Source organism: Kitasatospora purpeofusca (genome assembly GCF_036010405.1).
GTDB classification, from domain to species: Bacteria; Actinomycetota; Actinomycetes; order Streptomycetales; family Streptomycetaceae; genus Kitasatospora; species Kitasatospora purpeofusca.
Genome location: NZ_CP108561.1, coordinates 3,497,441 through 3,520,691 on the forward strand (window position 1 = coordinate 3,497,441; position 23,251 = coordinate 3,520,691).

A 23,251-nucleotide genomic window follows, 5' to 3' on the forward strand; every position below is an offset into this window, starting at 1 on the left:
GGGCGGGTCACGGGCGGGCGGGTCGCCGACAGGTGGGTCCCGGGCGGGCGCGCGGGGCCGTGGTCACGGTGGGAAGGGCTGCTTGAGACAGCTTGGGACACCCTTCCCACCGTGCGTCCCTGCGGTCCGGGGCAGTATCCCCCCGTGAGACTGTCTCGGACCGGTGGGGGGTCAGGGAACGGCGGCACCGGGGCCGTAGGGGCGGCACCCGGGCGGTGGGACCGGGACGGCGGACCGCTCCGGCGGAAAGAACAATGCCCGACCGCCATATGAATGTTCGAGCGTCTCCCGGTGTTGTGAGACACTTCCGTCCGTCTCAGCGCCAGGACCTGGGTATTGGGACACCGGGCCGTCGAGGTTTGAGACGCGGACACGTCACGGGGCCCGGACCGGTTCCAGCACCGCCCGCCCCGCCCGCCTCGCACGTTTGGAAGAGACCGCATGGGTTCCGCCTGGAAGCAGCTGCCCGACGACCTGTCCGACCCTGCCAGGCGCCTCACGGAGGAACTCCGGGCCGTCAAGGACGCGACCGGACTCTCGCTCTCCGAGCTGGCCGCCCTGACCCACTACAGCCGGGCCTCCTGGGAACGCTGGCTGAACGGCAAGCGGGTCATCACCGAGCAGGCGCTCGAAGCACTGGTCGGAGCCGTCGACTGCGACGGGCCGAAGCTGCGGGCGCTGTGGGAGCTGACGGCGGCCGAGAGCGCGACGTCCGGCGACACCGCGGCGGGTGACACAGCGACGGGTGACACGGCAGCAGGAAGCACTGCGGCGAGTGGCACGACGGCGGATGCCGAGGCCGCGGCCGTCCCGGAGGGCTCGGCGGCCCCCGAGGGCTCGGACGGGCCCGGCCAGGGCCCCGGCGCCGACGGGGAGGCCGCCACCGGCACGACCGAGGGCTCGCCGACCGACGGCACCGGGGCGGACAGCCCGGCCGCCGACGGCCCTCCGGCCGGGAGCGCCGCCGCCCCCACCTCCGTTCCCGCTCCCGGCCGCGCCAGGGCCACCGCCCGGCCGGCCCGCCCGGTGCGCGGCCGGTCCGTGACCCTGATCGCCGCCTCGGTGGTCGCGGTCCTGCTGCTGGCCCTCGCCGGGGTGCGGTACTTCTCCGGCGACACCGAGGACAACGTCGGACCGACCGCCGCCACGGTGCTGACCTCCACCTCCACCTCCACCCCGGCGGCGCCCGTCGACTCCGCCTCGCCGAGCACCTCCGCACCCGCCGTACCGGCCAACCCCGCCCCGGCGGTCCCGGCCTGCCAGGCCCTCGGCTGCGCGCACAAGGACCCCAAGGGGGCCGGCTGCGGCGGCGACGCCCGCACCCTGCTGACCACCAACATCGGCAAGGTCGTCATCTACCTCCGGTACAGCCAGAAGTGCCAGGCGGCCTGGGCCGCCATCACCGAGGGCCAGCCCGGCGACCAGGCGACCATCACCACCAGCGCCGGCGAGTCGGAGACGGCGCTGATCCACTGGGGGTACGACAACTACTCGCAGATGGTGAACGCGGGCGACCCCTCGGCCGTCCTCCAGGTCTGCGGCAAGCAGGCCCAGCCGGAGGGCGCCTCCTGCACCGCCAGCATCTCCGACCTGGCCCGGGTGGTCGCCAACACCCCGATCCCGGTCGGCCCGGCCTCCCCGCCGGCGATCGCGGGCGACCCGGCTCCGGCGCCGACCCCGTCCGGCTGACGGGCCGGCACCGGCCGAGCGGCCGCACGACGCACCACCGGGCGACCGGACGCGTCGGGCGGCCGTTCGCTATTCGAGGTACCCGCGGAGCTGAGCGGCGAAGGCGTGGTCGCGGAGCTTGACCAGGGTCTTCGACTCGATCTGGCGGATCCGCTCCCGGGTCACCCCGAACAGCACGCCGATCTCCTCCAGCGTGCGGGCCCGCCCGTCGTCCAGGCCGTACCGGAGCTGGACCACCTGGCGCTCGCGCTCGCCGAGGGTGGCCAGGACCGCCTCCAGATGCTGGCGCAGCAGCAGGAAGGTGGCGGACTCGGCGGGTGAGGCCGCGTCGGCGTCCTCGATGAGGTCGCCGAGCGCGACGTCGTCCTCCTCGCCGACCGGGGTGTGCAGGGAGATGGGCTCCTGGGCGAGGCGGAGCAGTTCCCGCACCCGTTCCTCGGTGAGCTCCAGGGCGGCCGCGATGTCGGCCGGGCCGGGCTCGGCGCCGCGCTCCTGCAGCAGCGAACGCTGCACCCGCACCACCCGGTTGATCAGTTCGACGACGTGCACCGGCACCCGGATCGTCCGGGCCTGGTCGGCCAAGGCACGGCTCATCGCCTGGCGGATCCACCAGGTCGCGTAGGTGGAGAACTTGTAGCCCCGGGCGTAGTCGAACTTCTCGACCGCACGGATCAGACCGAGGTTGCCCTCCTGGACCAGGTCGAGCAGGGTCAGGCCGCGGCCGATGTAGCGCTTGGCGACGGAGACCACCAGCCGCAGGTTGGCCTCGATCAGGCGGCGCTTGGCGAGCCCGCCGATCAGCACCAGGGTGCCGAGTTCGGCGGCCAGCCGGTCGGGCGGCGGCGGTTCGCGGTGCAGCCGTTCCTCGGCGAACAGCCCGGCCTCGATCCGGCGGGCGAGGTCGACCTCCTCGGCGGCGGTGAGCAGCCGGATCCGGCCGATCTCGCGGAGGTACTGGCGGAGCAGGTCGGCGGCGGGCCCGCTCGGATCGGCCGCCGGGCGGCCCGGACCGGCCCGCTGCTCGTGGTCCTCCGGCTCCTCGGTGTCCTCCGCCTCCTCGGTGTCCTCGGTGTCCTCGGGGCCGCCCGCCCCCTCGGCGTCGGGGTGCCCCGACGGGTGGCCCTGGACGGGCACGCGCGCGCCGTCCACGGGCGCCGCCCCCGCCCGGCCGTGGTCCTCCGGCGGGTCGGCGGTGTCGTCGTACGGCGGAGGCGGGGCGAGCGGATCGGTGGTCGGCTGGGCGGTCGCGGCGAGGCCTCGGTCCACGGGCATCCCCTCTGGGCGGGCGCGACTCTGGCGGACCCGCGCTGTGCGGAGGCAGGAAGACGCCCTCCAGTGTGCGGCACGCCACGCTCCGTGGCCGAGACTCGTGCGCGGACTTTCTGAACGGGTGCGCGAACCGGTCCGGGGCCCTGTCTGCGACCGGAAGGCCCGCCCCGGGGGCTACAGCGCCGCGGAACCGCCGCTGCGCAGGGACTGCCCGTACTGCTGGAGCTGCCACAGCTCGGTCTGCACGGCGTGCAGGTCCTCCGCGGCGGCGCGGTTGCCGAGGCGCTGGAGGTGCGCGCGGACCTCGTCGACCCGTCGGTCCACGGCCAGCAGCCGCAGCTTGACCAGGAACTCCCCCGCGTAGACGGCGTCCACCTTGCGGCGCGAGCGCACCGGTTCCACGGTCAGCTCGGTGACCAGGGAACGCACCCGGTCGTCCGGGCAGATCTCGCGCACCACGCTGGTGAAGTCGGCCAGGGTCGCCCCGTACGCGGCGCCGCCGGCCTGGCCGATGGCCCGCCGCACGGCGGTGTAGGGCGGGGTGGGGAACTCGTCCTCGGCGTAGTTGTCGAAGGCCGGCGCGACCAGGTCCGGGTGCTGGAGGGCCAGTTTGAGCAGTTCGCGCTCGACGAACTGGGCCGGGTCGCGCGAGTTGAGCACGAAGGCGGGCCGGGCCGGGCGGACCGGCTGCGGCGGCTCGGGGCGGCGCTGGCCGCTGGCCCGGGGGTTCTGCTGGCGCTCGCGGTCCCAGCGGGCCAGCTGGCCCACCCGGCGGACCACGAACGGCTCGTCCAGGATGCCCAGCATGCCGGCCAGCCGGACGGCGTACTCGTGCTGGATGGAGCGGTCCTTGATCCTGGCGACGATCGGCGCCGCCTCCTCCAGCGCTGCCGACCGGCCCTCGGGCGTGTCCACCCGGTGCTTGGCGACGGCCGAGCCCAGTGCGAACTCGAAGAGCGGGACGGGGTTGTCGATCAGTTCGCGGACCGCGTCGTCGCCCTTGGCGAGGCGCAGCTCGCACGGGTCCATGCCGCCGGGGCTGACCGCGATGGAGGTCTTGGCGGCGAACTTCTGGTCGTCCTCGAAGGCCCGCAGCGCGGCCTTCTGGCCGGCCGCGTCGCCGTCGAAGGTGAAGACGGTCTCGCCCCGGTACTGCGAGGTGTCCATCAGCAGCCGGCGGATGATCTTGATGTGGTCCTCGGCGAAGGCGGTGCCGCAGGTGGCCACGGCGGAGGTGACCCCGGCCAGGTGGCAGGCCATCACATCGGTGTAGCCCTCGACCACCACCGCGCGGCCGGACTTGGCGATCTCCTTCTTCGCCAGGTCGAGGCCGTAGAGCACGTGCGACTTCTTGTAGATCGGCGTCTCGGGCGTGTTGAGGTACTTCGGACCGTTGTCGTCCTCGCGCAGCCGACGGGCGCCGAAGCCGATCACCTCGCCCGCGATGTCCCGGATCGGCCAGACCAGCCGCCCCCGGAACCGGTCGATCAGACCGCCGCGCTGGCCCTGCGAGGCCAGGCCGCCGAGCAGGATCTCCTTGTCCGTGAAGCCCTTGCCGCGCAGGTAGCGCACCAGGTGCTCCCAGCCGACCGGGGCGTAGCCGACGCCGAAGGTCCGCGCGGACTCCTCGTCGAAGCCGCGCTCGGCCAGGAAGCGGCGGCCGATCTCGGCCTCGGGCGAGGCCAGCTGCTCCTGGTACCAGGCGGAGGCGACCTTGTGCGCCTCGACCAGCCGGGTGCGCTCGCCCTGCTGGTGCCGGGGGCTGTAGCCGCCCTCCTCGTAACGCAGGGTGATGCCGGCCTGGGCCGCCATCCGCTCGACGGCCTCGGCGAAGGTGAAGTGCTCGATCTTCATCAGGAAGGCGATGGTGTCGCCGTTCTCCTGGCAGCCGAAGCAGTGGAAGACGCCCTTGGCCGGATTGACGTAGAAGGAGGCGGACTTCTCGTCGTGGAACGGGCAGACGCCCTTGTACTCACCGCCGCCACCGTTGGTCAGCTGTACGTAGTCGCCGACCACGGCGTCGATCGGCAGCGCGCTCCGCACCGCCTGTACATCTTCGTCCCTGATCCGCCCGGCCACCCCGGAAGTCTACTGGGGCGGCCGGGTCGTCCGGCGGGCCCGACCGGCCCGCCGCCCGTCAGGCCCCGGCCGGGCCGGTCAGCCGGGCGTGCAGGGCCAGCGCGGAGGCGTCGGTGAGGGTAGCGATCTGGTCGATCACGGTGCGCAGGGCGCCGCGGTCGTCCTCCGCCTCCTCGTACATCGCGGCGAACACCGGGTCCAGCACCTCGGGGGCGCGCCGGGTGAGGACCTCGGCCAGCTCGGCGATGACGATCCGCTGCCTGGCCCGCAGCTGGGCCTGCTCGTCGCGCTGCATCACGTACCGCACGGCGACCGCCTTGAGCACCGCGCACTCCAGCCGGACCTCGCGCGGCACCACCAGCTCGGCCCCGTACCGGGTCAGCGGGCCGGGGCCGTAGCGGGCCCGGGTGGCCTGCTCGGCGGCCAGGCAGAACCGGCCGATCAGCTGGCTGGTGAGGTCCTTCAGCCCGGCCCGGGCACGGGCGGTGCCGTCGTACGACTCGGGCCACCAGTCCTTGTCGAGCAGCCGGTCCAGGGCCTCCGCCAGCTCCTCCGGCTCGGCGTCCCCGGCGTAGCGCTCGGCGACCTTGAACAGCTCGGACCGCTCGCTCGGGGCACGCAGCGCGACCGGGTCGATGTGGCCGGCCTGGAGGCCGTCCTCGACGTCGTGGGTCGAGTAGGCGACGTCGTCGGACCAGTCCATGACGGTGGCCTCGAAGCACTTCGCCCCGGCCGGGGCACCGGCCCGCAGCCAGCGGAAGACCGGCAGGTCGTCGGCGTAGACGCCGTACTTGGGCGAGGCCGGGTCGGTGGGGTGGGCGCCGTGCGGCCACGGGTACTTGGTGGCGGCGTCCAGGGCGGCGCGGCTCAGGTTGAGGCCGACGCTGCGGCCCGGCCAGGGGGCCAGCCGGGCCGGCATGCCGTCCTGCGGGGCGAAGCGCTTGGGCTCCAGGCGGGTCAGGATCCGCAGCGACTGGGCGTTGCCCTCGAAGCCGCCGCACGTCTCGGCGGCCTGGTCGAGCGCCTCCTCGCCGGTGTGGCCGAACGGCGGGTGGCCGATGTCGTGGGCCAGGCACGCCGTCTCGACGAGGTCCGGGTCGCAGCCGAGGGCCGCGCCCAACTCCCGGCCGACCTGGGCGCATTCCAGCGAGTGGGTCAGCCGGGTGCGGGGGAAGTCGCTGCGCATCGGGGCGACCACCTGGGTGGTGCCGGCCAGCCGGCGCAGGGCGGCGGAGTGGAGCACCCGGGCGCGGTCGCGCTGGAACGCCGTCCGCCCCGGGCGTTTGTCCGGTTCGGGCACCCAGCGGGCCTCGGCGGCGCGGTCGTACGGGGTCGGGGTCGTGGCGGCGGTGAGGCGGTGCGCGGTGTCGTCCATATGCCCTTCACCGTACGCCGCGGCTGTGACACCGGAAGTGTGCCGCGCGCGACCGCGCGCGGGCCGGGGCGTGAACCCTTGGACGCCTACCACCGGGCCCTGTTGTCGAGGGCGGCGGTCAGCCCCGCAGCGCCTTGAGGACGGCCGCGGCCGCACCCTCCTGGCCCCTGGCGTTGGGGTGGATCGCCGCCAGGCCGTGGGTGGGGAACGGCGGCTCCACCCACCGGGCGGTCTCGCCCGCGCACATGTCGTGGCCGGCCGAGGGCCCGGTGAGGTCCACGAAGACCGCTCCGGCCGCCTCCGCCCGGCGCTTGAGCATGGCGTTGAGCTGCTGCTCCTTCTCCACCAGGAAGCCGAGGTCCCCGCCCGCGACGGTCGACCCCAGCACCGGGACGCAGCCCGCCGGATCGGCGGGCAGCAGCGCCGGGTAGCCGACCACGTAGACCCTGGCCTGCGGGGACCGCCGCTTGACCTCCTTGAGGGTCTCGCCGAGCCGCTCGCCGGCAGTGTCCACCTTGCGCTGCACCTGGTCGCCGCCGTCCGCGGCCGCGTAGGAGTCCCGGCAGGGCGCGGCCGCGCGGTCAGAGCCGACCAGCCCCTTGATCGCGTCCACCAGGTTCTCCTTGGCGCACTGGCCGACGACCTCCATGAACCCGGCGTCGTTGCCGCCGATCCCGAGGGTCACCAGCCGGGTGGCCGGGGTGAGCGCGTCCAGCTGCGGCGGATTGACGCCGCCCTCGGTGCTCTGAGCGCCGGTGAGGTCGCCGGTCCGGGCACCGCTGCAGCTGACGTCGCGGAACCGCTCGCCGACCAGGCCGAGCGCCCGGGCCACCAGCGAGGGGTAGTTGACCGACGAGCGGGAGCAGCCCTTCGGCTCTCCCACCTGGGGGCTGATCTTCAGGCCCGCCGTGTAGGAGTCGCCGAGCGCCACGTACGGCCCGGTGGGCGTCGGGGTGGGCGTGCGCGTCGGCGTCGGCGCGGACCCGGTGGCGGCGGCGCGCGGCGGTGCCGAACCGCCCGCGGCGGCCGCGGCGACGGTCTCCGAGCCGGACGAGCCGGAGCACCCGGCGACCAGCAGGGCGGCGAGGCCCGCGCTCAACACGCCGCCGAGCGTGCCGATCGGGCGTACGGACAGTGACACGGGAACCCCCCGGTAGGAGCCGCTGGCATTCTCCCTACGACGGCCCGTCCCCCGGGCACCGCAGTCCCCAACGGACGGGCGGGCGCGATCGCTCCCGTCCGGAACGGGAAATTTCGGCGGCGTCGCGGGACGCCCCGACAGCGAACGGCCCCGGGCGGCGGCAACCGTCACCCGGGGCCGTTCGGTCGGCTGCTCCGGCCGGCCCGGCCGACTTCAGCCAGGCCCGCTACTCCGGCCCGCGCTCGTGCTCGGCCAGGAACTGCTCGAAGCGGCGGCCCAGCTCGTCCGCCGAGGGCAGGTCCACCGGCTCGGCCAGCAGGCTCTCCCGGCCCTGCGAACCGGCCACCGCGTCGTACTGGCCCTCCATGCCTCGGATCGCCGAGCGGAGGTCGCCGTCACCTTGCGCCAGCTGCTCCTCGATGTCGGCGTACACCTCGTCCACCCGCTCGCGCAGCAGCGTGCCGGGCAGCACCAGCCCGGTCGCCGACTGGACGGCCTCCAGGATCAGCACCGCGGCCGCCGGGTACGCCGAGCGCGCCACGTAGTGCGGCACGTGCGCGGCGAAGCCCAGCACGTCGTGCCCGGCCTCGGCGAGCCGGTACTCCAGCAGCGCCTGGGCACTGCCGGGGACCTGCGCCTGCTCGAACCACTGCGGGTAGCCGGCCGCGAGGTCCAGCCGGTTGCCGTGCGGGGTCAGACCGACCGGGCGGGTGTGCGGCACACCCATCGGGATGCCGTGGAAGTCGAGGGCCAGCCGGACGTCGAAGCGCTCGACCAGCTGCCGGACGGCGGCGGCGAAACGCTCCCACTCGACATCCGGCTCCGGCCCGGTGAGCAGCAGGAACGGGGCACCGGCCGCGTCGTGCAGCAGCTGGAGGAGGATCTCCGGCGGCTCGTAGGACGACCAGTGCTCGCGGTCGAAGAGCATCGCGGGGCGGCGGGCCCGGTAGTCCACCAGACGGTCGTGGTCGAAGCGGGCGACGACCTGGGGCTCGCCCGTCTCCAGCAGGTGGTCGACCACCTGGGCGCCCGCCTCGCCGGCGTCCATGAAGCCCTCGAAGTGGTGGAGCAGCACCAGGCCGGCACCGGTGTCCGCCAGCGCGGCCCTCGCCGCGGCCACCGCGGCCACACCCTGCTGGTCCAGCTCGTACAGCGCCTGGGGATCACGCACCGCTCACCCACACCCCGTTTCTTTCCTCGTCGCGGTTCACCGCGCACGCCCCCGCGCGGCTGCCCGCGCTGGGACTGCTGCCCGGCTCTCCTCGTCCAGCGTGCGGAGTGCCGCCGGAATTCCCGCCGGGCCGGGCCCGTTTCCCGGCCCCGCCCGTCGCCCCGCCCGTCGCGCGCCCCCGCGAGGCCGACCGGACCATGATCGCACCCGGCCCGAAAGGCCCTGGTCAGGGGGGTGCGAACGGTCGCCGCCGCAGGCCCCGGACCAGCCCCGACGGCCATTCGTGTGCCGCGAAGTGACGCATTGCCTTCTGGCGGGTATCGTCCTCTCGCTGCCTCGCATCGTCGCGTCGTCGTCACGTCGTCCGTAACGCCGTCGATCACGACCCGGACCGGTGCTCGGCCAGTCACCCACGACGCATCTTGCCTTCATCTGGCCGCCTGCTTCCCTTCGCGCTCTCGTTTCCTCCTCGGCCATCTCGCGGACACACACTGTCCCCTCGCTCATCCCGCCGGACCGGTCCGTCGACCCGTGTCCGTTCCGGCACCGCGCTGCCCGACTCCGGGCCGTCGCTCCCCGCCCCGCTCGACCGGACCTCCGGCGTGCGCGGGCACCGGTGGGCGCACTCCGGAGCGGGGCGAACCGTCCACTGCTGACCCTCGCCGCACCCCGGCACGGGCCAGCACCCTCCGACCGCCGAAGGACCGAAGGTTCCGTGCCCGTACCTGTCATCCTCACCGGCCGCACCGTGCGGCTGGAGCCCCTCGCCGCGCATCATGCCGAGGCCATCGCCCAGGCCGGCGCCGAGGACCGTACGACTTACGCCTTCACTCCCGTCCCGCACGGCCTGGAAGCTGCCCGGGAGTACATCGCGCGCGCCCTGGCGGACCAGGCCTCCGGCCGGTCGCTGCCGTTCGCGACGGTGAACCAGGCCGACGGCCGAGTGGTGGGCTCCACCCGGTTCCTGGAACTCGACTACTGGCAGGGGCCGCTCGTCTGGCCGCCGGTTCCCGGCGTGCCGTTCGGCGACCCGGCCACGGCCGTCCCGGACGCCGCCGAGATCGGCAACACCTGGCTGTCCCCGCGCGCCCAGGGCACCGGCATCAACACGGAGGCCAAGCTGCTGATGCTGCGGCACGCCTTCGAGGTGTGGGGCGTGCAGCGGATCTCGCTGCGTGCCGACGCCCGCAACATGCGGTCGCGGGCCGCCATCGAGCGGCTGGGCGCGACCGGCGAGGGCGTCCGCCGGGCGCACTCGCGGGGGCTGGACGGGGTGGTCAGGTCCACCGCGTTCTACTCGATCCTGGACAACGAGTGGCCCGCCGTGCGGGACATCATCGAGCTGCGGATCGCCGCCGCGACCTCGCCGAGCGCCCCGGACCCGGCGATCAACCAGGAGTGCCTTAGACACGGCGGCGGCGCGGGGCATCTGATCACGGCCTGAGCGCTCCGCCCGGGACTTCGCGAGGGTGCTTCTCGGGGGTGCTGCTCGGGGGCTTCAGGGGTTCCGGCGGTCCGGTGGTTCGGGGCCGGAGGGTTCGTTGCCCGAGTGTCCGGACCCGCGCGGGTCCGGACACTCGGGCCGGGACGTCAGTCCGCCACCGGCTCGCCCGCGGCGGCGACCCGCAGCAGGCGGGCCAGCAGGTCGGCGCCCCGACCCCCGTCCGGTTCGGGCGCCCTGCCGGGGCAGGCCTCGACCACGGCGGAGACCGGGCGCCGACCGGCCCGGTCCGGCGCCACCGTCAGCTCCCACCAGGGGTGGCCGTCCGGACCGCAGAGCCGGAGCGTGCCCTCCCGGGTGTGCACCGCCGGTCGGCGGCCCCCGACGAGCAGCGGCCCGGGCCCGGTGCGCAGCCGCTGCCACTGCTCGTCCGTCCACAGCACGTCCGGCACCGGGCACGGCCGCGGCACCAGCATCTCCGCGCGGCCCCGGCCGGCGGACACGCTGCCCGGCTCGGCGAAGGCCCAGGCCGGCAACGGCTCCCGGGCGGCCAGCCAGGCGGCGGGGATGCCTGCCGTCCCGGTGTGCGCGGCGACCACGCCGCCGGTGATCGCGGCCACGGTGTCCGCGTCCCCGCCGGCGGCCACCGCCGTCCGGATCGCCTCCGGGTAGTCGGTGAGGTGCCGGGCCGCGCACCACAGCGCGTACGGGACGGTGTCGGCGGCACTGGTCCGGCTCCCGTTGCCGAGCACCCGCGCCACCGCGGTGAGGTCCGGTTCGGCGAGCAGGGCGACCGCCTCGGCCAGGCCGTCGTGGACAGCACCGCGCGGGGTCAGCCCGAGGACCTGCTCCAGGAATTCCCCCGGCGCCGTCCGGCCGCCGCGGGCCCGCGCCGCGCAGGCGGCGGCCACCGCGACGGCGACCGCGCCGTCCACCGCCTGCGGGTGGGTGTGGGTGATCAGTGCCGTCTCGACGGCCGGACGCACCGCCTCCGCCGGGTCGGCCGCGTACGCCGCCCCGAGCGGGGCGACCCTCATCGCGGCGCCGTTGCCGTACGACCCCTGGCCGTCGAACAGCGCCGAGGCCAGCTCGCGGGCGTCACCGCCCTCCCGGACCAGCCGCAGCAGCCGGTTGGCGGCCGGGCCGTAGCCCCGGTCGAAGTCGTGCCGGCGGGCGAAGGCGTGGGTGAGGTCGAACACGTCGATCGCGCCGCGCTCGGTGTGCGCGGCGTACACCGAGCACGCCATCTCGGTGTCGTCCGTCCACGGCCACGGGCCGGGCGGGGCGGTGCGGGCGGAGAGGTGGGCCCGCGCGGTGGCGGGGACGAAGAACTGCGCGCCGAGGGCGTCGCCGACGGAGAGGCCCTGGAGCGCGTCGAGCGCGGGGCCGGGGTGAGGAATCGTCATCTTGGGCACCAAGCCCACCGTCCGGACCGGTCCGGCGTCAACCCGGTTCGACCGGGCACTCCCCGGGCGGGCGATGTTTCGCATACCTCCGAACCGGGCGGGAAACACCTCGGCATGACCCTCGCCGTCCCGGTCGCCGCCGTTCCGTCCGCCGATGATCCGCCTGGCGCTGTTCCGCCCGTCGCTGTTCCGCCTGTCACCCGGGTCGCCGCCGTTCCGCCCGTCACCCCGGTCGCCGCTGTTCCGCGCCCGCCCGTCGCCGCTCGCGCGCGGGCCGCCCCCCGACCGGTCGTCGACCCGCTGCTGCTGGTCGGCGACGACCAGCAGCACATCGTCACCCGCGCCCAACTGCGCGCGCTCGGTGTGCCGTCCGGGAGCATCGCGCACCGGCTGCGGCCCGGCGGGCCGTGGCAGCGGGTGCTGCCCCGGGTGATCTGCCTGCAGACCGGCCGGCTGACCGCGCACCAGCGGCTGCGGGCCGCACTCGCCTACGCGGGCCCCAAGGGTCAACCGCCGCCGCAGGCCGGGGAGGTGCTGCTCACCGGGACGGCCGTGCTCGCCGACGCCGGCCTCCCCTCCGCCGGGCACCCGGCGGACCTCACCGAGGTGGACGTGCTGGTCCCGGCCCGGCGACGGGTCGCCGACCGGGGGTTCGTCCGGATCCACCGCGCGGGCGGGGCGATGCCGGGCGGCTTCGAACGCGACGACGGGCTCTGGAGCACCTCGGTCGCCCGGGCGCTGGCCGACCTCGCGCCCCGGGAGGGCGGAGGGCGCCGGTTCCGCGCGCTCTGCGCCGAGGCCGTCCAGCGGCGGCACTGCGAACTGGGCGAGCTGCTGGACCAGTTGCTCGCCCGGCCGGAGGCCCGCGAACTGGCCGGGGTGGCCCGGGTGGTGGAGGATCTGACGGCCGGAGTGCGGTCGGTGGTCGAGGCCGAGGCCCGGGACGCGGTGCGCGGCGCCGGGCTCCCCGAGCCGCTCTGGAACCCGGCGCTCTTCCTCGACGGGCGGTTCCTGGCCGTGCCGGACGCGTACTGGCCGCAGGCCTGCGTCGCCCTGGAGATCGACTCCCGGGCCTGGCACCTGCGCCCGGCCGACCACGAGCGGAGTCTGACCCGGGCCAACCGGCTGACCGCCGCCGGCCTCCTGGTCGTCCGCACCACCCCGGTCCAGCTGCGCCGCGACCCGGGTCCGGTGCTGCACGAGCTGGCCGCGCTGCTCTCCGCCGGTCCGCACGGGCCGCACGGCCGGGTCACCTGGCGGCAGGCCCGGTGAGGGCGCCGCCGGGGCGGCTCGGTGTCGGCGGTCGGGGTGCCTCGGCGGCGGGGCGGCCCGGTGGCTCGGCGGCGTGCGCCCCGGGAGGGGGTCACGGCTGCTGGGTCTCCGCCTCCCGGCCCGCCGCCTCGGCCGCCGCCGCCAGGTGCTGCAGGACGCCCAGGTGGTCGGCGAGCGCCCGGCGACCGGCCCGGGTCGCGGCCAGCCAGGTGCGTGGGCGCTTGCCGACATAGCCCTTCTTCACCGACAGGTAGCCCGCCTCCTCCAGCGCGCTCGCCGCCTTGCTGAGCACCGAGTCGGAGACCTGGCAGTAGTCCCTGACGGCGGAGAACTCGGCCTCGATGCAGCCGCCGAGGAACGCCAGCACGGTGAGCCGGGTGGGGTGCTGGAGCAGCGGGTCGAGCCCGGCCATCAGACGCCCTCCGCCTCACGGCGGATCCGGGCGTTCACGCGCACCATCGCCAGCCAGAACAGCGCACCGGCCGTGACACCGGCACTGCCGAACGTCCCCCGGGCGTCGGCACCCAGCAGCCGGACGACGCCGGCCACGGCGAGGGCTCCGACGAAGACCAGCACCACCCAGCGCGTCATCGGTCCGCCGTAGCCGGGCGTCCAGCCCCTCGCGACACCGCCCCGACGGGTCACGACGGCCCCCAGGGCGCCGCTGGCCGCCGCGAAGACCGCGCCCAGCACGCCGGCCAGCCAGCTCGCGTCCGCCCACAGGGCGTAGCCGAGGCCGAGGCCGTAGAGCGAGAAGCCGGCCGCGAAGGTGGCGCCGTACCAGGTGGGCACCAGCTGCGGTGCCTGGGCGGCGGCGCGGGCCCGGGCGGCGAGGCCCAGCGCCTCGGCCGCGGACAGCTCGACGGGCACGGAATCGCTCATGAAGTCCCCCGGTGGTGATCGTTGATCTTGATTCCACTATGGCACGTACTTTCCGCGATGGAAAGTACTTTCAGTGGAGCACCGGGGCCGTCGCACCCGCTCCTCAGCAGCGGGAGTCGATCTCCTGGAAGGTGGCGTAGTGGTCCGCGGTCCAGTACTGCTCGCCGGAGTCGCCGGTGACCACCCGGCGGGCGCCCCGGTCACCGGAGCCGGGGGTGACGACGGTGAACTCGTGGTAGTAGCCCGAGGTCTTGCGCGGCAGGCGGCTCTCCCGGTTCTCGAAGACGATGCCGTCGGAGCGGTAGGGGTAGGGGCCACCCTTGGAGATCAGCCCGAGGGTGTCGCGGGCCTGGTCCGGGAGCCTGGTGCGGCAGACGTCGGCCAGCGCCGGGTCGGTCGGCACCCAGCCGGTACCGGCGGCGGTCGCGGGCGGGGTGGCGGGGGCCGAGGACCGGGGTGCGCTGGGCTTCGGCGCCACCGGGGCGGTCGAGGCCGCGGCCGGGCCGGTGGCGGTGGCGCCCGGGGCGGTGGTTCTGGACGCGGCGGTCTTGGACGCGCTGCCGCCGGTGTCGTCCGAGAGCAAGTAGCCGACCGCGGCGGCGAGCACGCAGATCAGCACGGCGAGGGCGGTCCACAGGCGGTTTCTGCTGGTCATGGGCCCAGCTTGGCAGTCGGCGGGCCGGGGCCCGGCCAGCCACACGCGTGGTCGGCACCACAACGGGGGCGGCGGCCATCGGGGCGGCCACCGCGGTGACGGCCGTTGGAGGCGGGGCCGTCGGAGGCGGGGGCAACGGCCGCCGGGGGGCCTGGGACCGGATCCCGCCGGGCAGGCCCGACCGGACCGACCAGCCGGGAAAAGCATGCGGCCGGGGCGGGTACGGACGCCATTGTCCGTTCCTGCCCCGGCCGCTTCACGTACGCCGGTTCTCCTGCGCCGAGCTCCGGTGTACGCCCCTCCCCGATGGAGGGGACACGGTCAGCGATTCGGCCGTGCCGAAGGGCTCATGACGAGCCCCCGGCACTCAGCGCGGGTCGCTGCCCGCAGTCTCGATGGCGGCGCGGCCGGCCTCCAGACGCGCCACCGGGATCCGGAAGGGGGAGCAGGAGACGTAGTCCAGCCCCACCTCGTGGAAGAAGTGCACCGACTCCGGGTCGCCGCCGTGCTCGCCGCAGACGCCGAGCTTGAGGTCCGGGCGGGTGGCCCGGCCGGCCTGGACGGCGTGCTTCACGAGCGCGCCGACACCGTCGCGGTCGATGGTCTCGAACGGCGAGACCCCGAAGATGCCCTTCTCCAGGTAGGCGGTGAAGAAGGAGGCCTCGACGTCGTCGCGGGAGAAGCCCCAGACCGTCTGGGTGAGGTCGTTGGTGCCGAAGGAGAAGAACTCGGCGGCCTCGGCGATCTGGCCGGCCGTCACGGCGGCGCGCGGCAGCTCGATCATGGTGCCGAGCTTGATGTCCAGCCGGACACCGGTGGACTGGGCGACCTCGGCGAGCACGCGCTCGCACTCGTCACGGACCAGCTCCAGCTCCTGGACGGTGCCGACCAGCGGAATCATGACCTCGGGGCGCGGGTCCGCCCCGGCCAGCTTGCGCTCGGCGGCGGCCTCGGCGATGGCGCGGACCTGCATGCCGAACAGGCCGGGGATGACCAGGCCGAGACGCACACCGCGCAGGCCGAGCATCGGGTTCTGCTCGTGCAGCTTGTGCACCGCCTGGAGCAGGCGCAGGTCGTTCTCGTTCGGGTCCTTGCGGGCCTCGGCGAGGGCGACGCGCACCGACAGCTCGGTGATGTCGGGCAGGAACTCGTGCAGCGGCGGGTCGAGCAGGCGGACGGTGACGGGCAGTCCGTCCATCGCCTGGAACAGCTCCAGGAAGTCGCCCTTCTGCAGCGGCAGCAGGGTGGAGAGCGCGGCCTCGCGGTCCTTGTCGTTGTCCGCGAGGATCAGGTGCTCGACCTCCTTGCGGCGCTCCTCACCGAGGAACATGTGCTCGGTGCGGCACAGGCCGATGCCCTGGGCGCCGTAGCGGCGGGCGCGCGAACCGTCCTCGGCGTTGTCGGCGTTGGCGCGCACCGCGAGGCGGCGGCGGACGTCGGCGTGGGACATCAGCCGGTGCACGGCCTGGACCAGACCGCCCTGGACGTCGGCGCCGGCGTGCAGGGTGCCCTCGAAGTACTCCACCACCGCGGAGGGGAGCACGGGTACCTCGCCGAGGTAGACCTTGCCGGTAGCGCCGTCGATGGAGACGACGTCGCCCTCCTCCAGCTCCAGGCCGTCGGCGGTGGTCATCCGGCGGCGCTTGGTGTCGACCTCGAGCTCCTCGGCACCGCAGACACAGGTCTTGCCCATGCCGCGGGCGACGACGGCGGCGTGCGAGGTCTTGCCGCCGCGCGAGGTGAGGATGCCCTCGGCGGCGATCATGCCGTCCAGGTCGTCCGGGTTGGTCTCGCGGCGGACCAGGATGACCTTCTCGCCGGAGCGCGACCACTTCACCGCGGTGTAGGAGTCGAAGACGATCTTGCCGATCGCGGCGCCGGGCGAGGCGGCGAGGCCCCGGGCGATCTGCTTGGACTCGGCGTTGGGCGCGAAGCGCGGGAACATCAGCTGGGAGAGCTGGCCGCCGGTGACCCGCATCAGGGCCTCGTCCAGGTCGATCAGGCCCTGGTCGACCAGCTGGACGGCGATCCGGAAGGCCGCGGCGGCGGTGCGCTTGCCGACCCGGGTCTGGAGCATCCAGAGCTTGCCGCGCTCGATGGTGAACTCGATGTCGCAGAGGTCCCGGTAGTGGGTCTCGAGCGTCTGCATGATCGACATCAGCTCGTCGTACGACTTCTTGTCGAGCTTCTCCAGCTCGGACAGCGGCAGGGTGTTGCGGATGCCGGCGACGACGTCCTCGCCCTGGGCGTTGGACAGGTAGTCGCCGTAGACGCCCTGGGCGCCGGTGGAGGGGTCGCGGGTGAAGGCGACGCCGGTGCCGGAGTCCTCGCCGAGGTTGCCGAACACCATGCTGCAGACGTTGACCGCGGTGCCCAGGTCGTTCGGGATGCGCTCCTGGCGGCGGTAGAGCCGGGCGCGGTCGCCGTTCCAGGAGTGGAAGACGGCGTGGATGGCGAGGTCCATCTGCTCGCGCGGGTCCTGCGGGAAGTCCCGGCCGGTCTCGCGCTCGACGATGCCCTTGAACACCTCGACCAGCTGCTTCAGGTCCGCGGCGTCGAGGTCGAGGTCGTCGGCGGTGCCCTTGGCGTGCTTGGCCTCGTCCAGTGCCTCCTCGAACAGCTCGCCGTCGACGCCCAGCACGGTCTTGCCGAACATCTGGACCAGGCGGCGGTAGGAGTCCCAGGCGAAGCGCTCGTTGCCGGACTGCGCGACCAGGCCGGCCACCGAGGCGTCCGAGAGGCCGATGTTCAGGACGGTGTCCATCATGCCGGGCATGGAGAACTTGGCGCCCGAACGCACCGAGACGAGCAGCGGGTCGTCGGCCTGGCCGAGCTGCTTGCCCATCTCCTGCTCGAGCGCGTCCAGGTGGGCGCTGATCTCCTCGTGCAGCGAGGTGGGCTCGGTGCCGGTCTCCAGGAAGACCTTGCAGGCCTCGGTGGTGATCGTGAACCCCGGGGGAACCGGAAGACCGAGGTTGGTCATCTCGGCCAGGTTCGCGCCCTTGCCGCCAAGAAGATCCTTGAGGTCCTTGTTTCCTTCAGTGAAGGAGTAAACAAACTTCTGCTGGGACGCCACGGGTCTGTCTCCTCGCGCACGGTTGCCCTGACGCCGGAGAACATACCCATTTCGAAGGCTCTTCTGCGCCTCCAATAGGCCGTACGTGGCCAGGACCAGCAGGTAACCCGCTAGATCGAATGCATGGAACGGCGTTCACCTCTGGAGGTGAAATCGTCCGGATGACGCTAGCAAGCGTTCAAGTCTTGAACACGGGGAAACCGGAAGATCACATATCCGGAACACACGGTAGCCACCGGGCGCCCGGCCTGACGGCCCGGCTTGATTTCCTGCACCCTCAGTGCCGATCCGCCGCCGCCCCCCTTCGGGAAGCGATCCGCCACCGACTTGTTCATTTCGTCCTGTCGGACCCCTCGGGCACCCGGGGCATGTGGCAAGCGTCACGGACACATCTCACCGATCGAGCGTAGGCCGACCCCGCCCATCGTCGCACTATGTCCAGAAACGTGCTCGCTCCGTGACATTCCAATGCCAAAAGGGAGCCCTCTTGTCCAGAGTGGCAAAGATGGCTGGGACGGGGTGGCCATCGGCCCGGGAGGGCCATCTTTGCCACCCCGTACAGATCATCCCCCAGAGGTGTCCGATTCGGCGTCTTCGCCCGGTCGGGCGCAGTCGTACGGATCGTCCAACCAGCCTTCCGGCAGAACCACGCGGTTGTTGCCGCTGGTCCGGCCCCGCGGGCCGTCGGCACCGGCCGGCCAGCTCTGCGACTGCTCCACCAGGGCCAGGGTTTCGGCCAATTCGGCCAACGAGGACGAGTTCGCCAGCTTCACCCGCAGTTCCGAGCCCACCGAGAAGCCCTTGGTGTACCAGGCGACGTGCTTGCGGAAGTCGATCACGCCGCGGGTCTCGTCGCCCAGCCACTCACCGAGCAGCTGCGCGTGGCGGACCATCGCCCGCGCCACACCGGCGAAGGTCGGACGGGCGTAGTCGACCTCGCCCTCGAAGATCGCCACCAGGTCCCTGAACAGCCACGGCCTGCCCAGGCAGCCGCGGCCCACCACCACGCCGTCGCAGCCGGTCTCGCGCATCATCCGCACCGCGTCGTCCGCCGACCAGATGTCACCGTTGCCGAGCACCGGGATCTCCGCCGGGACGGCCTCGCGCAGCCGGGCGATCGCCGACCAGTCGGCGGTACCGCCGTAGTGCTGGGCGGCGGTGCGTCCGTGCAGGGCGATCGCCGAGACTCCCTCCTCGGCGCCGATCCGGCCGGCATCGAGGTAGGTGAGGTGCTCGTCATTGATGCCCTTGCGCATCTTCATGGTGACCGGCAGGTCGCCGGCGTTGGACACGGCCTCGCGGAGGATCTCGCGCAGCAGGTTGCGCTTGTACGGGAGCGCCGAGCCGCCGCCCTTGCGGGTCACCTTGGGGACGGGGCAGCCGAAGTTGAGGTCGATGTGGTCGGCGAGGTTCTCGTCCGCGATCATCCGGGCCGCCTTGCCGACGGTCACCGGGTCCACACCGTACAGCTGGATCGAGCGCGGCTTCTCGCTCGGGTCGAACTTGATCAGCTGCATGGTCTTGGCGTTGCGCTCGACCAGGGCCCGGGTGGTGATCATCTCCGACACGTAGAGGCCCTTGCCTCCGCTCTGCTCGCGGCAGAGGGTACGGAACGGCGCGTTGGTGATACCGGCCATCGGCGCCAGGACCACGGGCGGCCAGACCCGCATCGGGCCGACGGTCAGCGGCGCGAACTCGGCGGTGGCTGGGGTGGCTGCAGCGGCGGTGGCGGTCGCGGTACCGGTCGCGGTGGCGCTGCCGGTCGTGGTGGCGGTCGCGGTGCTGGTGAGGCCGGTGGCTGCGGTGCCGGTGGCGCCGGTCGCGGTGCTGGTGCCGGTCGTACCGGTGGCGCCGGTCGTGCCGGTCGCGGTGCTCGGCTCGGTGGGTGCGGGCGGGACTGTCATGCGCGGCTGACCTCGGGGACGGCGATTCGGGGACTCTCCATTGTCCCCCACCCGCCGCGCCCGCCCCGGGGGGCCGCCGACCCGGGCTCCCCACCGCCCCTGGGGCGGCCCGGCCCGGGCTCCCCACCACCCTCGCCCCGACGCCGCCCCGGCCCCTGCCGGGCGGTCGGTCGCCTCTCAGCCGCCGTCGGCGTCACCGTCCCCCGCGAAGACCTCCACCGAACCGGAGCTGACCGAGATCCTGACCTTGTGCGGGCTGGAGCGGTCGGCCAGCGCCGTATCGATCCCGCCCCGGGGAGCCATGCCGCCCTCGAAGTCGTAGTGGGACCCGCGCGGCAGGCCCAGGCTCACCGATCCCGAGGTGACACCGATGTCCACGGCCGAGGGCTCCGAAACGAAGCCCAGCTCCACCGAGCCCGAGGTCGCGGCCACGTCGGCCCTCGGGGAGGCGAGACGCCGGCCGTGCACGGAGCCGGAGGTGGTGCGCACGGTCAGCGGACCGGACACATCGGCCAACCGGACCTCCCCCGAAGTGGCGACCAGATCGATCTCCCCCGTCACCCCGGCGATGTCGATGTTGCCGCTGGACTGCCGGCCGGTCACCGAGACCCCGGGCGGAACCTCCAGCTCGACCACCGCCCCGCAGCCGACGTCCCTGACCGCGAACACCTGGTTGCAGAACATCCGGACGTCGAGCTCGTCCTGGTCGAACAGCGCCGAGACCACCGGCTTCCGCACCACCCAGTTCAGGAACTGCCGGACCACCACCTGGCCCTCCTTACCGGGCCTGATCCGGACGGTGGCCCGCCCGGTGTCCAGCCGCACCTTGGTCACCGCGATCCCGTAGGTCCGCTCCGCACGGGCCTGCTGCTGCACCGCCATCGCCCAGGTCTGCACAGCACCGACCAGCATCACCACGACGAGTGCCAGGGTCCCGACCACCCGCCAGCCCCGGTGGCCGCCGCGCGCGGGCGGCCCGGGTACCGGCACCTCCGGGCGGGCCGTCGTCGTCCCCCCGCTCCGGGACGGGCCGGTGCCCGCCGTCGGACCGGCGTCCGGCGTCCTCATGCCACCTCCAGGAAACGCAGCACCGCCATCACCCGGCGGTGGCTGTCGTCGGCCTGCGGCAGGTCGAGCTTGGCGAAGATCGAGTTGATGTGCTTGGCCACCGCGCTGTCGCTGACCACCAGGGAACCGGCGATGGCCGCGTTCGACCGGCCCTCCGCCATCAGGGCGAGCACGTCCCGCTCGCGCGGTGTCAGCCGCTCCAACGGATCGCGGTGGCGCCGCACCAGCAGCTGCGCCACCACCTCCGGGTCCAGCGCCGTCCCGCCCTCGGCGACCCGCTGCAGCGCGTCCACGAACTCGTCGACATTGGCCACCCGCTGCTTGAGCAGGTAGCCGACCCCGCTGGTGTTGCTGGTCAGCAGGTCCGCGGCGTAACGCTCCTCGACGAACTGGGAGAGCAGCAGCACTGCCACCTCCGGCCACTGCCGGCGGATCACCAGCGCGGCCCGCACCCCCTCGTCGGAGAAGCCGGGCGGCATCCGGACGTCCGCCACCACCACCTGCGGGCGGTGCTCCTCCACCGCGACGAGCAGTGCCTCGGCGTCCCCGACGGCGGCGGCCACCTCGTAGCCCACGGCCTCCAGGACCTTGACCAGACCGACCCTCAGCAGGACCGAGTCCTCGGCGATCACAGCACGCACGGCAACTCCACGGTAATGGTGGTCGGGCCCCCGACGGGGCTGAGCAGGGACAGGGATCCGTCGACCGAGGCGGTGCGCTGCCGCAGGCCGGTCAGGCCGGTGCCCCGAGCGGCGTCCGCCCCGCCCACGCCGTCGTCGCTGACGACCAGGCGCAGCCGACCGCCGGCCGTCCGCACCGAGACGTCCACCCGGGAGGCCCGGGCGTGCTTGGCGACATTGGTCAGCGCCTCGGAGACGGTGAAGTAGGCGACGGCCTCGACCGTGGGCGCTATCCGTTCGGCCAGGTCGACGTCCAGCCGGACCGGCAGCGGGACCCTGGCCGCGATGCCGGAGAGCGCCGCGTCCAGCCCGCGGTCCTCCAGAACGGCCGGGTGCAGGCCGCGGACGAGGTCCCGCAGCTCGTCGATGGCCGCCTGGGCCTCCTCGTGCGCCTCGACTATCACCTGCATGGCCTCGGGCGGGACGTCCTTGAGGGTGCGGCGGGCCAGGCCGAGGTTCATCGCCAGGGAGGTGAGCCGCTGCTGGGCCCCGTCGTGGAGGTCGCGCTCGATCCGGCGCCGCTCGGCGTCGACCGCGTCCACCAGGCCGGCCCGGCTCTCCACCACCTCCTCGATCCGGTGCTCCAGCACCGCCGTCCGGCCCGGACCGAGCATGCGCACCGCGAGCGCCTCGTCCAGGGCGGCCAGCAGTCGCACGGCCCGGGGCAGGACCGCCAGCAGCAGCACACCGCCGACGGTGAGCGGGACGTCCAGCTTGGCCCAGTGGTCCGCGACCGGTGAGGTGGACGGCATCATCCAGGCCCAGCCGAGGACCGTCGAGGCCACGACGGCCGCGCCCCACCCCCACAGCACGGCCAGCGCGCCGAGCGCGACCAGCGGACCGACCACCAGGTGGTAGCCGACCTGGCGCCAGCTCACCGCGGTGCGCAGTGCGGTCACCGCGCCGGACGAGGAGCCGGCGGGCCGCAGCAGCGGCGGGACGTCCACCCCGCGCAACGCCCGCAGCCGGGCGCGCTGCGCGGCGGAGAGCAGGCGGATCCCGAGCAGGATCACGCCCACGAGGAACAGCGACACCTTGGGGACGGTGAGGGTCAGCCAGACGGGAAGGGAGAGCGGGATTCCGGCGGCGAGGAACCGGGCGTCCCGCCAGGACGCCGCAGGCCACGGGGGCCGGGCGGCGCTCCCGATGAGCGCACGGCGCGGCTTCGTGGAGAGCATGGCGGACAGCCTAGAGTGCCGTGATCGGCCGTCACCATGAAGGTCGGTACCGAGAAATGGTGAAGCTGGGTACACCCTCGATTCGGATCGGTGCACTACCGACAACGCTGCCGGGGACGGCCAGTCTTGAGGGCATGACGAGCTACGCATCGCACTCCGCCGATCTGCCGCACGGGCGTCCGACCCCCGGCGCCACCGCCGCGGCCGCCCCGGCGGACCGGGCCGAGGGGCGGCTTCCGGTCGGGCCGGCCGGCCTGCGGGGCCCCGCCCACCCGGCCTCCGGGCCGTGGTCGGTGCGCAGCGTCCGGGCCGGCCGGTCCCGCGGCCGGGCAGCCCTCGAGATCTACGAACACGACGAGTTGGTGGACGTTCTGGTCGCGACCCGGCTCACCGGCGGCCTGCTGCGCGGGGCCCGCGCCTGGGCCGTGGCGGGGGCGGTCGGGCGCCGCCGGTCCCGGCACGGTCTCGCCTGGGGGCGGCTGCCGGACGGCGGCGCGGTCCCGGTCGTCGGGTTCACCGGCGGGCGGCTGCTCCGGCTGCCCGGCCGGCCCGCCCCGGTCGTCCGCGCGGCCGAGGTGGTCACCGTCGGCGGGGAGTTCTGGCTCGCCTGGGGCGAGGGTGTGTTCGACGGTGTGCTGGTCGAGGCGGGCGGTGCCGCCCCCGAGCGGTCGCCGCTGGTCCGGGCCCGCGTCGGCGGCGCCGGGGGTGCCCGATGAGCACCGCCGTCCTCGGTCTCGCCCCAGCCTTCGCGCCGCGCGCCGCACGAGCCGGCCGTCCCGTGCTCGGCCCGCTCGCCGAGCAGGTGCCCGCGCTCGCCGCGTTCCTGCTGCTGCCCTGGACGGCCCTGCTCGTGGCCGCGGGCGACACCGCCTGGGCCGCCTTCGACCTGTGCGAACTGGCCGCCCTGCTCCGGCTCGACGCCGGGCTGCGCCGCCGCGGCGCGGCCGCCGCCGGACCGGCCGCTG

At 74.2% G+C, this 23,251-nt stretch carries 18 protein-coding genes; 4 read left to right on the top strand and 14 right to left on the bottom strand.

Features of this window, described 5'->3' with window-relative positions; translation table 11 throughout:
* Positions 1 to 441 precede the first annotated feature (441 nt).
* Positions 442 to 1,689: an XRE family transcriptional regulator gene (locus OG715_RS15225; RefSeq protein ID WP_266269296.1), complete on the top strand. Its 1,248-nt coding sequence runs from the start codon at positions 442 to 444 to the stop codon at positions 1,687 to 1,689.
* Positions 1,690 to 1,758: 69 nt separating this feature from the next.
* On the opposite strand, the gene OG715_RS15230 is transcribed toward OG715_RS15225, so the two are convergent.
* The 5 genes from OG715_RS15230 to OG715_RS15250 form a co-directional block, all read right to left on the bottom strand.
* Positions 1,759 to 2,961, bottom strand: a complete 1,203-nt coding sequence (locus tag OG715_RS15230; RefSeq protein ID WP_266269297.1) for an RNA polymerase sigma factor — start codon at positions 2,959 to 2,961, stop codon at positions 1,759 to 1,761.
* 171 nt (positions 2,962 to 3,132) lie between these two features.
* Positions 3,133 to 5,037, bottom strand: coding sequence for a DNA primase (gene dnaG / locus OG715_RS15235; protein ID WP_266269298.1), 1,905 nt, complete (start codon positions 5,035 to 5,037; stop codon positions 3,133 to 3,135).
* A 58-nt stretch (positions 5,038 to 5,095) separates the two neighbouring features.
* Positions 5,096 to 6,412, bottom strand: coding sequence for a deoxyguanosinetriphosphate triphosphohydrolase (locus tag OG715_RS15240; protein ID WP_266269299.1), 1,317 nt, complete (start codon positions 6,410 to 6,412; stop codon positions 5,096 to 5,098).
* A gap of 118 nt (positions 6,413 to 6,530) precedes the next feature.
* On the bottom strand, positions 6,531 to 7,553 hold the full coding sequence (locus OG715_RS15245; RefSeq protein ID WP_266269300.1) for an SGNH/GDSL hydrolase family protein: 1,023 nt from the start codon (positions 7,551 to 7,553) through the stop codon (positions 6,531 to 6,533).
* Between the two features lie 226 nt (positions 7,554 to 7,779).
* Positions 7,780 to 8,724, bottom strand: a complete 945-nt coding sequence (locus tag OG715_RS15250; protein ID WP_266269301.1) for a PAC2 family protein — start codon at positions 8,722 to 8,724, stop codon at positions 7,780 to 7,782.
* 715 nt (positions 8,725 to 9,439) lie between these two features.
* Between OG715_RS15250 and OG715_RS15255 the strand changes: the two genes are divergently transcribed.
* On the top strand, positions 9,440 to 10,168 hold the full coding sequence (locus tag OG715_RS15255) for a GNAT family N-acetyltransferase (RefSeq protein WP_266269302.1): 729 nt from the start codon (positions 9,440 to 9,442) through the stop codon (positions 10,166 to 10,168).
* A gap of 146 nt (positions 10,169 to 10,314) precedes the next feature.
* Here OG715_RS15255 and OG715_RS15260 read toward each other — a convergent pair whose 3' ends face one another.
* Positions 10,315 to 11,571, bottom strand: a complete 1,257-nt coding sequence (locus tag OG715_RS15260) for an ADP-ribosylglycohydrolase family protein (RefSeq protein ID WP_323182127.1) — start codon at positions 11,569 to 11,571, stop codon at positions 10,315 to 10,317.
* 114 nt (positions 11,572 to 11,685) lie between these two features.
* On the opposite strand from OG715_RS15260, the gene OG715_RS15265 reads away from it, so the two are divergent.
* Complete coding sequence (locus OG715_RS15265; RefSeq protein ID WP_266269303.1) at positions 11,686 to 12,843, top strand: hypothetical protein; 1,158 nt, start codon at positions 11,686 to 11,688, stop codon at positions 12,841 to 12,843.
* Positions 12,844 to 12,934: 91 nt separating this feature from the next.
* Here the strand turns inward: OG715_RS15265 and OG715_RS15270 are convergent, their stop codons facing one another.
* The 8 genes from OG715_RS15270 to OG715_RS15305 form a co-directional block, all read right to left on the bottom strand.
* Positions 12,935 to 13,255 (bottom strand): transcriptional regulator, encoded by a 321-nt coding sequence (locus OG715_RS15270; RefSeq protein WP_266269304.1) that lies wholly within the window; start codon positions 13,253 to 13,255, stop codon positions 12,935 to 12,937.
* On the bottom strand, positions 13,255 to 13,725 hold the full coding sequence (locus OG715_RS15275) for a hypothetical protein (protein ID WP_266269305.1): 471 nt from the start codon (positions 13,723 to 13,725) through the stop codon (positions 13,255 to 13,257). Before OG715_RS15275 ends, OG715_RS15270 begins: the two co-directional genes overlap by 1 nt.
* Before the next feature lie 103 nt (positions 13,726 to 13,828).
* The gene (locus tag OG715_RS15280; protein WP_323182128.1) at positions 13,829 to 14,380 is read right to left on the bottom strand and encodes a ribonuclease domain-containing protein; all 552 of its coding nucleotides are present in this window, start codon (positions 14,378 to 14,380) and stop codon (positions 13,829 to 13,831) included.
* 367 nt (positions 14,381 to 14,747) lie between these two features.
* Positions 14,748 to 17,456: a pyruvate, phosphate dikinase gene (gene ppdK / locus OG715_RS15285; protein WP_266269307.1), complete on the bottom strand. Its 2,709-nt coding sequence runs from the start codon at positions 17,454 to 17,456 to the stop codon at positions 14,748 to 14,750.
* Between the two features lie 563 nt (positions 17,457 to 18,019).
* A complete protein-coding gene (gene dusB / locus OG715_RS15290; protein ID WP_266271682.1) occupies positions 18,020 to 19,126 on the bottom strand; it encodes a tRNA dihydrouridine synthase DusB in 1,107 nt (368 codons plus the stop codon).
* A gap of 411 nt (positions 19,127 to 19,537) precedes the next feature.
* Complete coding sequence (locus OG715_RS15295; RefSeq protein ID WP_266269308.1) at positions 19,538 to 20,428, bottom strand: DUF4097 family beta strand repeat-containing protein; 891 nt, start codon at positions 20,426 to 20,428, stop codon at positions 19,538 to 19,540.
* Entirely contained in the window at positions 20,425 to 21,069 is a 645-nt protein-coding gene (locus tag OG715_RS15300) for a response regulator (RefSeq protein ID WP_266269310.1), read from the bottom strand. Before OG715_RS15300 ends, OG715_RS15295 begins: the two co-directional genes overlap by 4 nt.
* Positions 21,057 to 22,286 carry a sensor histidine kinase gene (locus OG715_RS15305; RefSeq protein ID WP_266269311.1) on the bottom strand — a complete coding sequence of 410 codons (1,230 nt, stop codon included), beginning with the start codon at positions 22,284 to 22,286 and terminating at the stop codon, positions 21,057 to 21,059. The genes OG715_RS15300 and OG715_RS15305 overlap by 13 nt, the downstream gene beginning before the upstream one ends.
* A gap of 134 nt (positions 22,287 to 22,420) precedes the next feature.
* On the opposite strand from OG715_RS15305, the gene OG715_RS15310 reads away from it, so the two are divergent.
* A complete protein-coding gene (locus OG715_RS15310; protein WP_266269312.1) occupies positions 22,421 to 23,002 on the top strand; it encodes a hypothetical protein in 582 nt (193 codons plus the stop codon).
* Positions 23,003 to 23,251 lie beyond the last annotated feature (249 nt).

Excerpts from the sequence above, each read along its gene's own strand:
- OG715_RS15260 (WP_323182127.1), bottom strand. The coding sequence starts at position 11,571 with ATGACGATTCCTCACCCCGGCCCCGCGCTCGACGCGCTCCAGGGCCTC.
- OG715_RS15295 (WP_266269308.1), bottom strand. The coding sequence starts at position 20,428 with ATGAGGACGCCGGACGCCGGTCCGACGGCGGGCACCGGCCCGTCCCGG.
- OG715_RS15270 (WP_266269304.1), bottom strand. The coding sequence starts at position 13,255 with ATGGCCGGGCTCGACCCGCTGCTCCAGCACCCCACCCGGCTCACCGTG.
- OG715_RS15280 (WP_323182128.1), bottom strand. The coding sequence starts at position 14,380 with ATGACCAGCAGAAACCGCCTGTGGACCGCCCTCGCCGTGCTGATCTGC.
- OG715_RS15265 (WP_266269303.1), top strand. The coding sequence starts at position 11,686 with ATGACCCTCGCCGTCCCGGTCGCCGCCGTTCCGTCCGCCGATGATCCG.
- OG715_RS15230 (WP_266269297.1), bottom strand. The coding sequence starts at position 2,961 with ATGCCCGTGGACCGAGGCCTCGCCGCGACCGCCCAGCCGACCACCGAT.
- OG715_RS15240 (WP_266269299.1), bottom strand. The coding sequence starts at position 6,412 with ATGGACGACACCGCGCACCGCCTCACCGCCGCCACGACCCCGACCCCG.
- OG715_RS15305 (WP_266269311.1), bottom strand. The coding sequence starts at position 22,286 with ATGCTCTCCACGAAGCCGCGCCGTGCGCTCATCGGGAGCGCCGCCCGG.
- OG715_RS15275 (WP_266269305.1), bottom strand. The coding sequence starts at position 13,725 with ATGAGCGATTCCGTGCCCGTCGAGCTGTCCGCGGCCGAGGCGCTGGGC.
- OG715_RS15310 (WP_266269312.1), top strand. The coding sequence starts at position 22,421 with ATGACGAGCTACGCATCGCACTCCGCCGATCTGCCGCACGGGCGTCCG.
- dusB (WP_266271682.1), bottom strand. The coding sequence starts at position 19,126 with ATGCGGGTCTGGCCGCCCGTGGTCCTGGCGCCGATGGCCGGTATCACC.
- OG715_RS15225 (WP_266269296.1), top strand. The coding sequence starts at position 442 with ATGGGTTCCGCCTGGAAGCAGCTGCCCGACGACCTGTCCGACCCTGCC.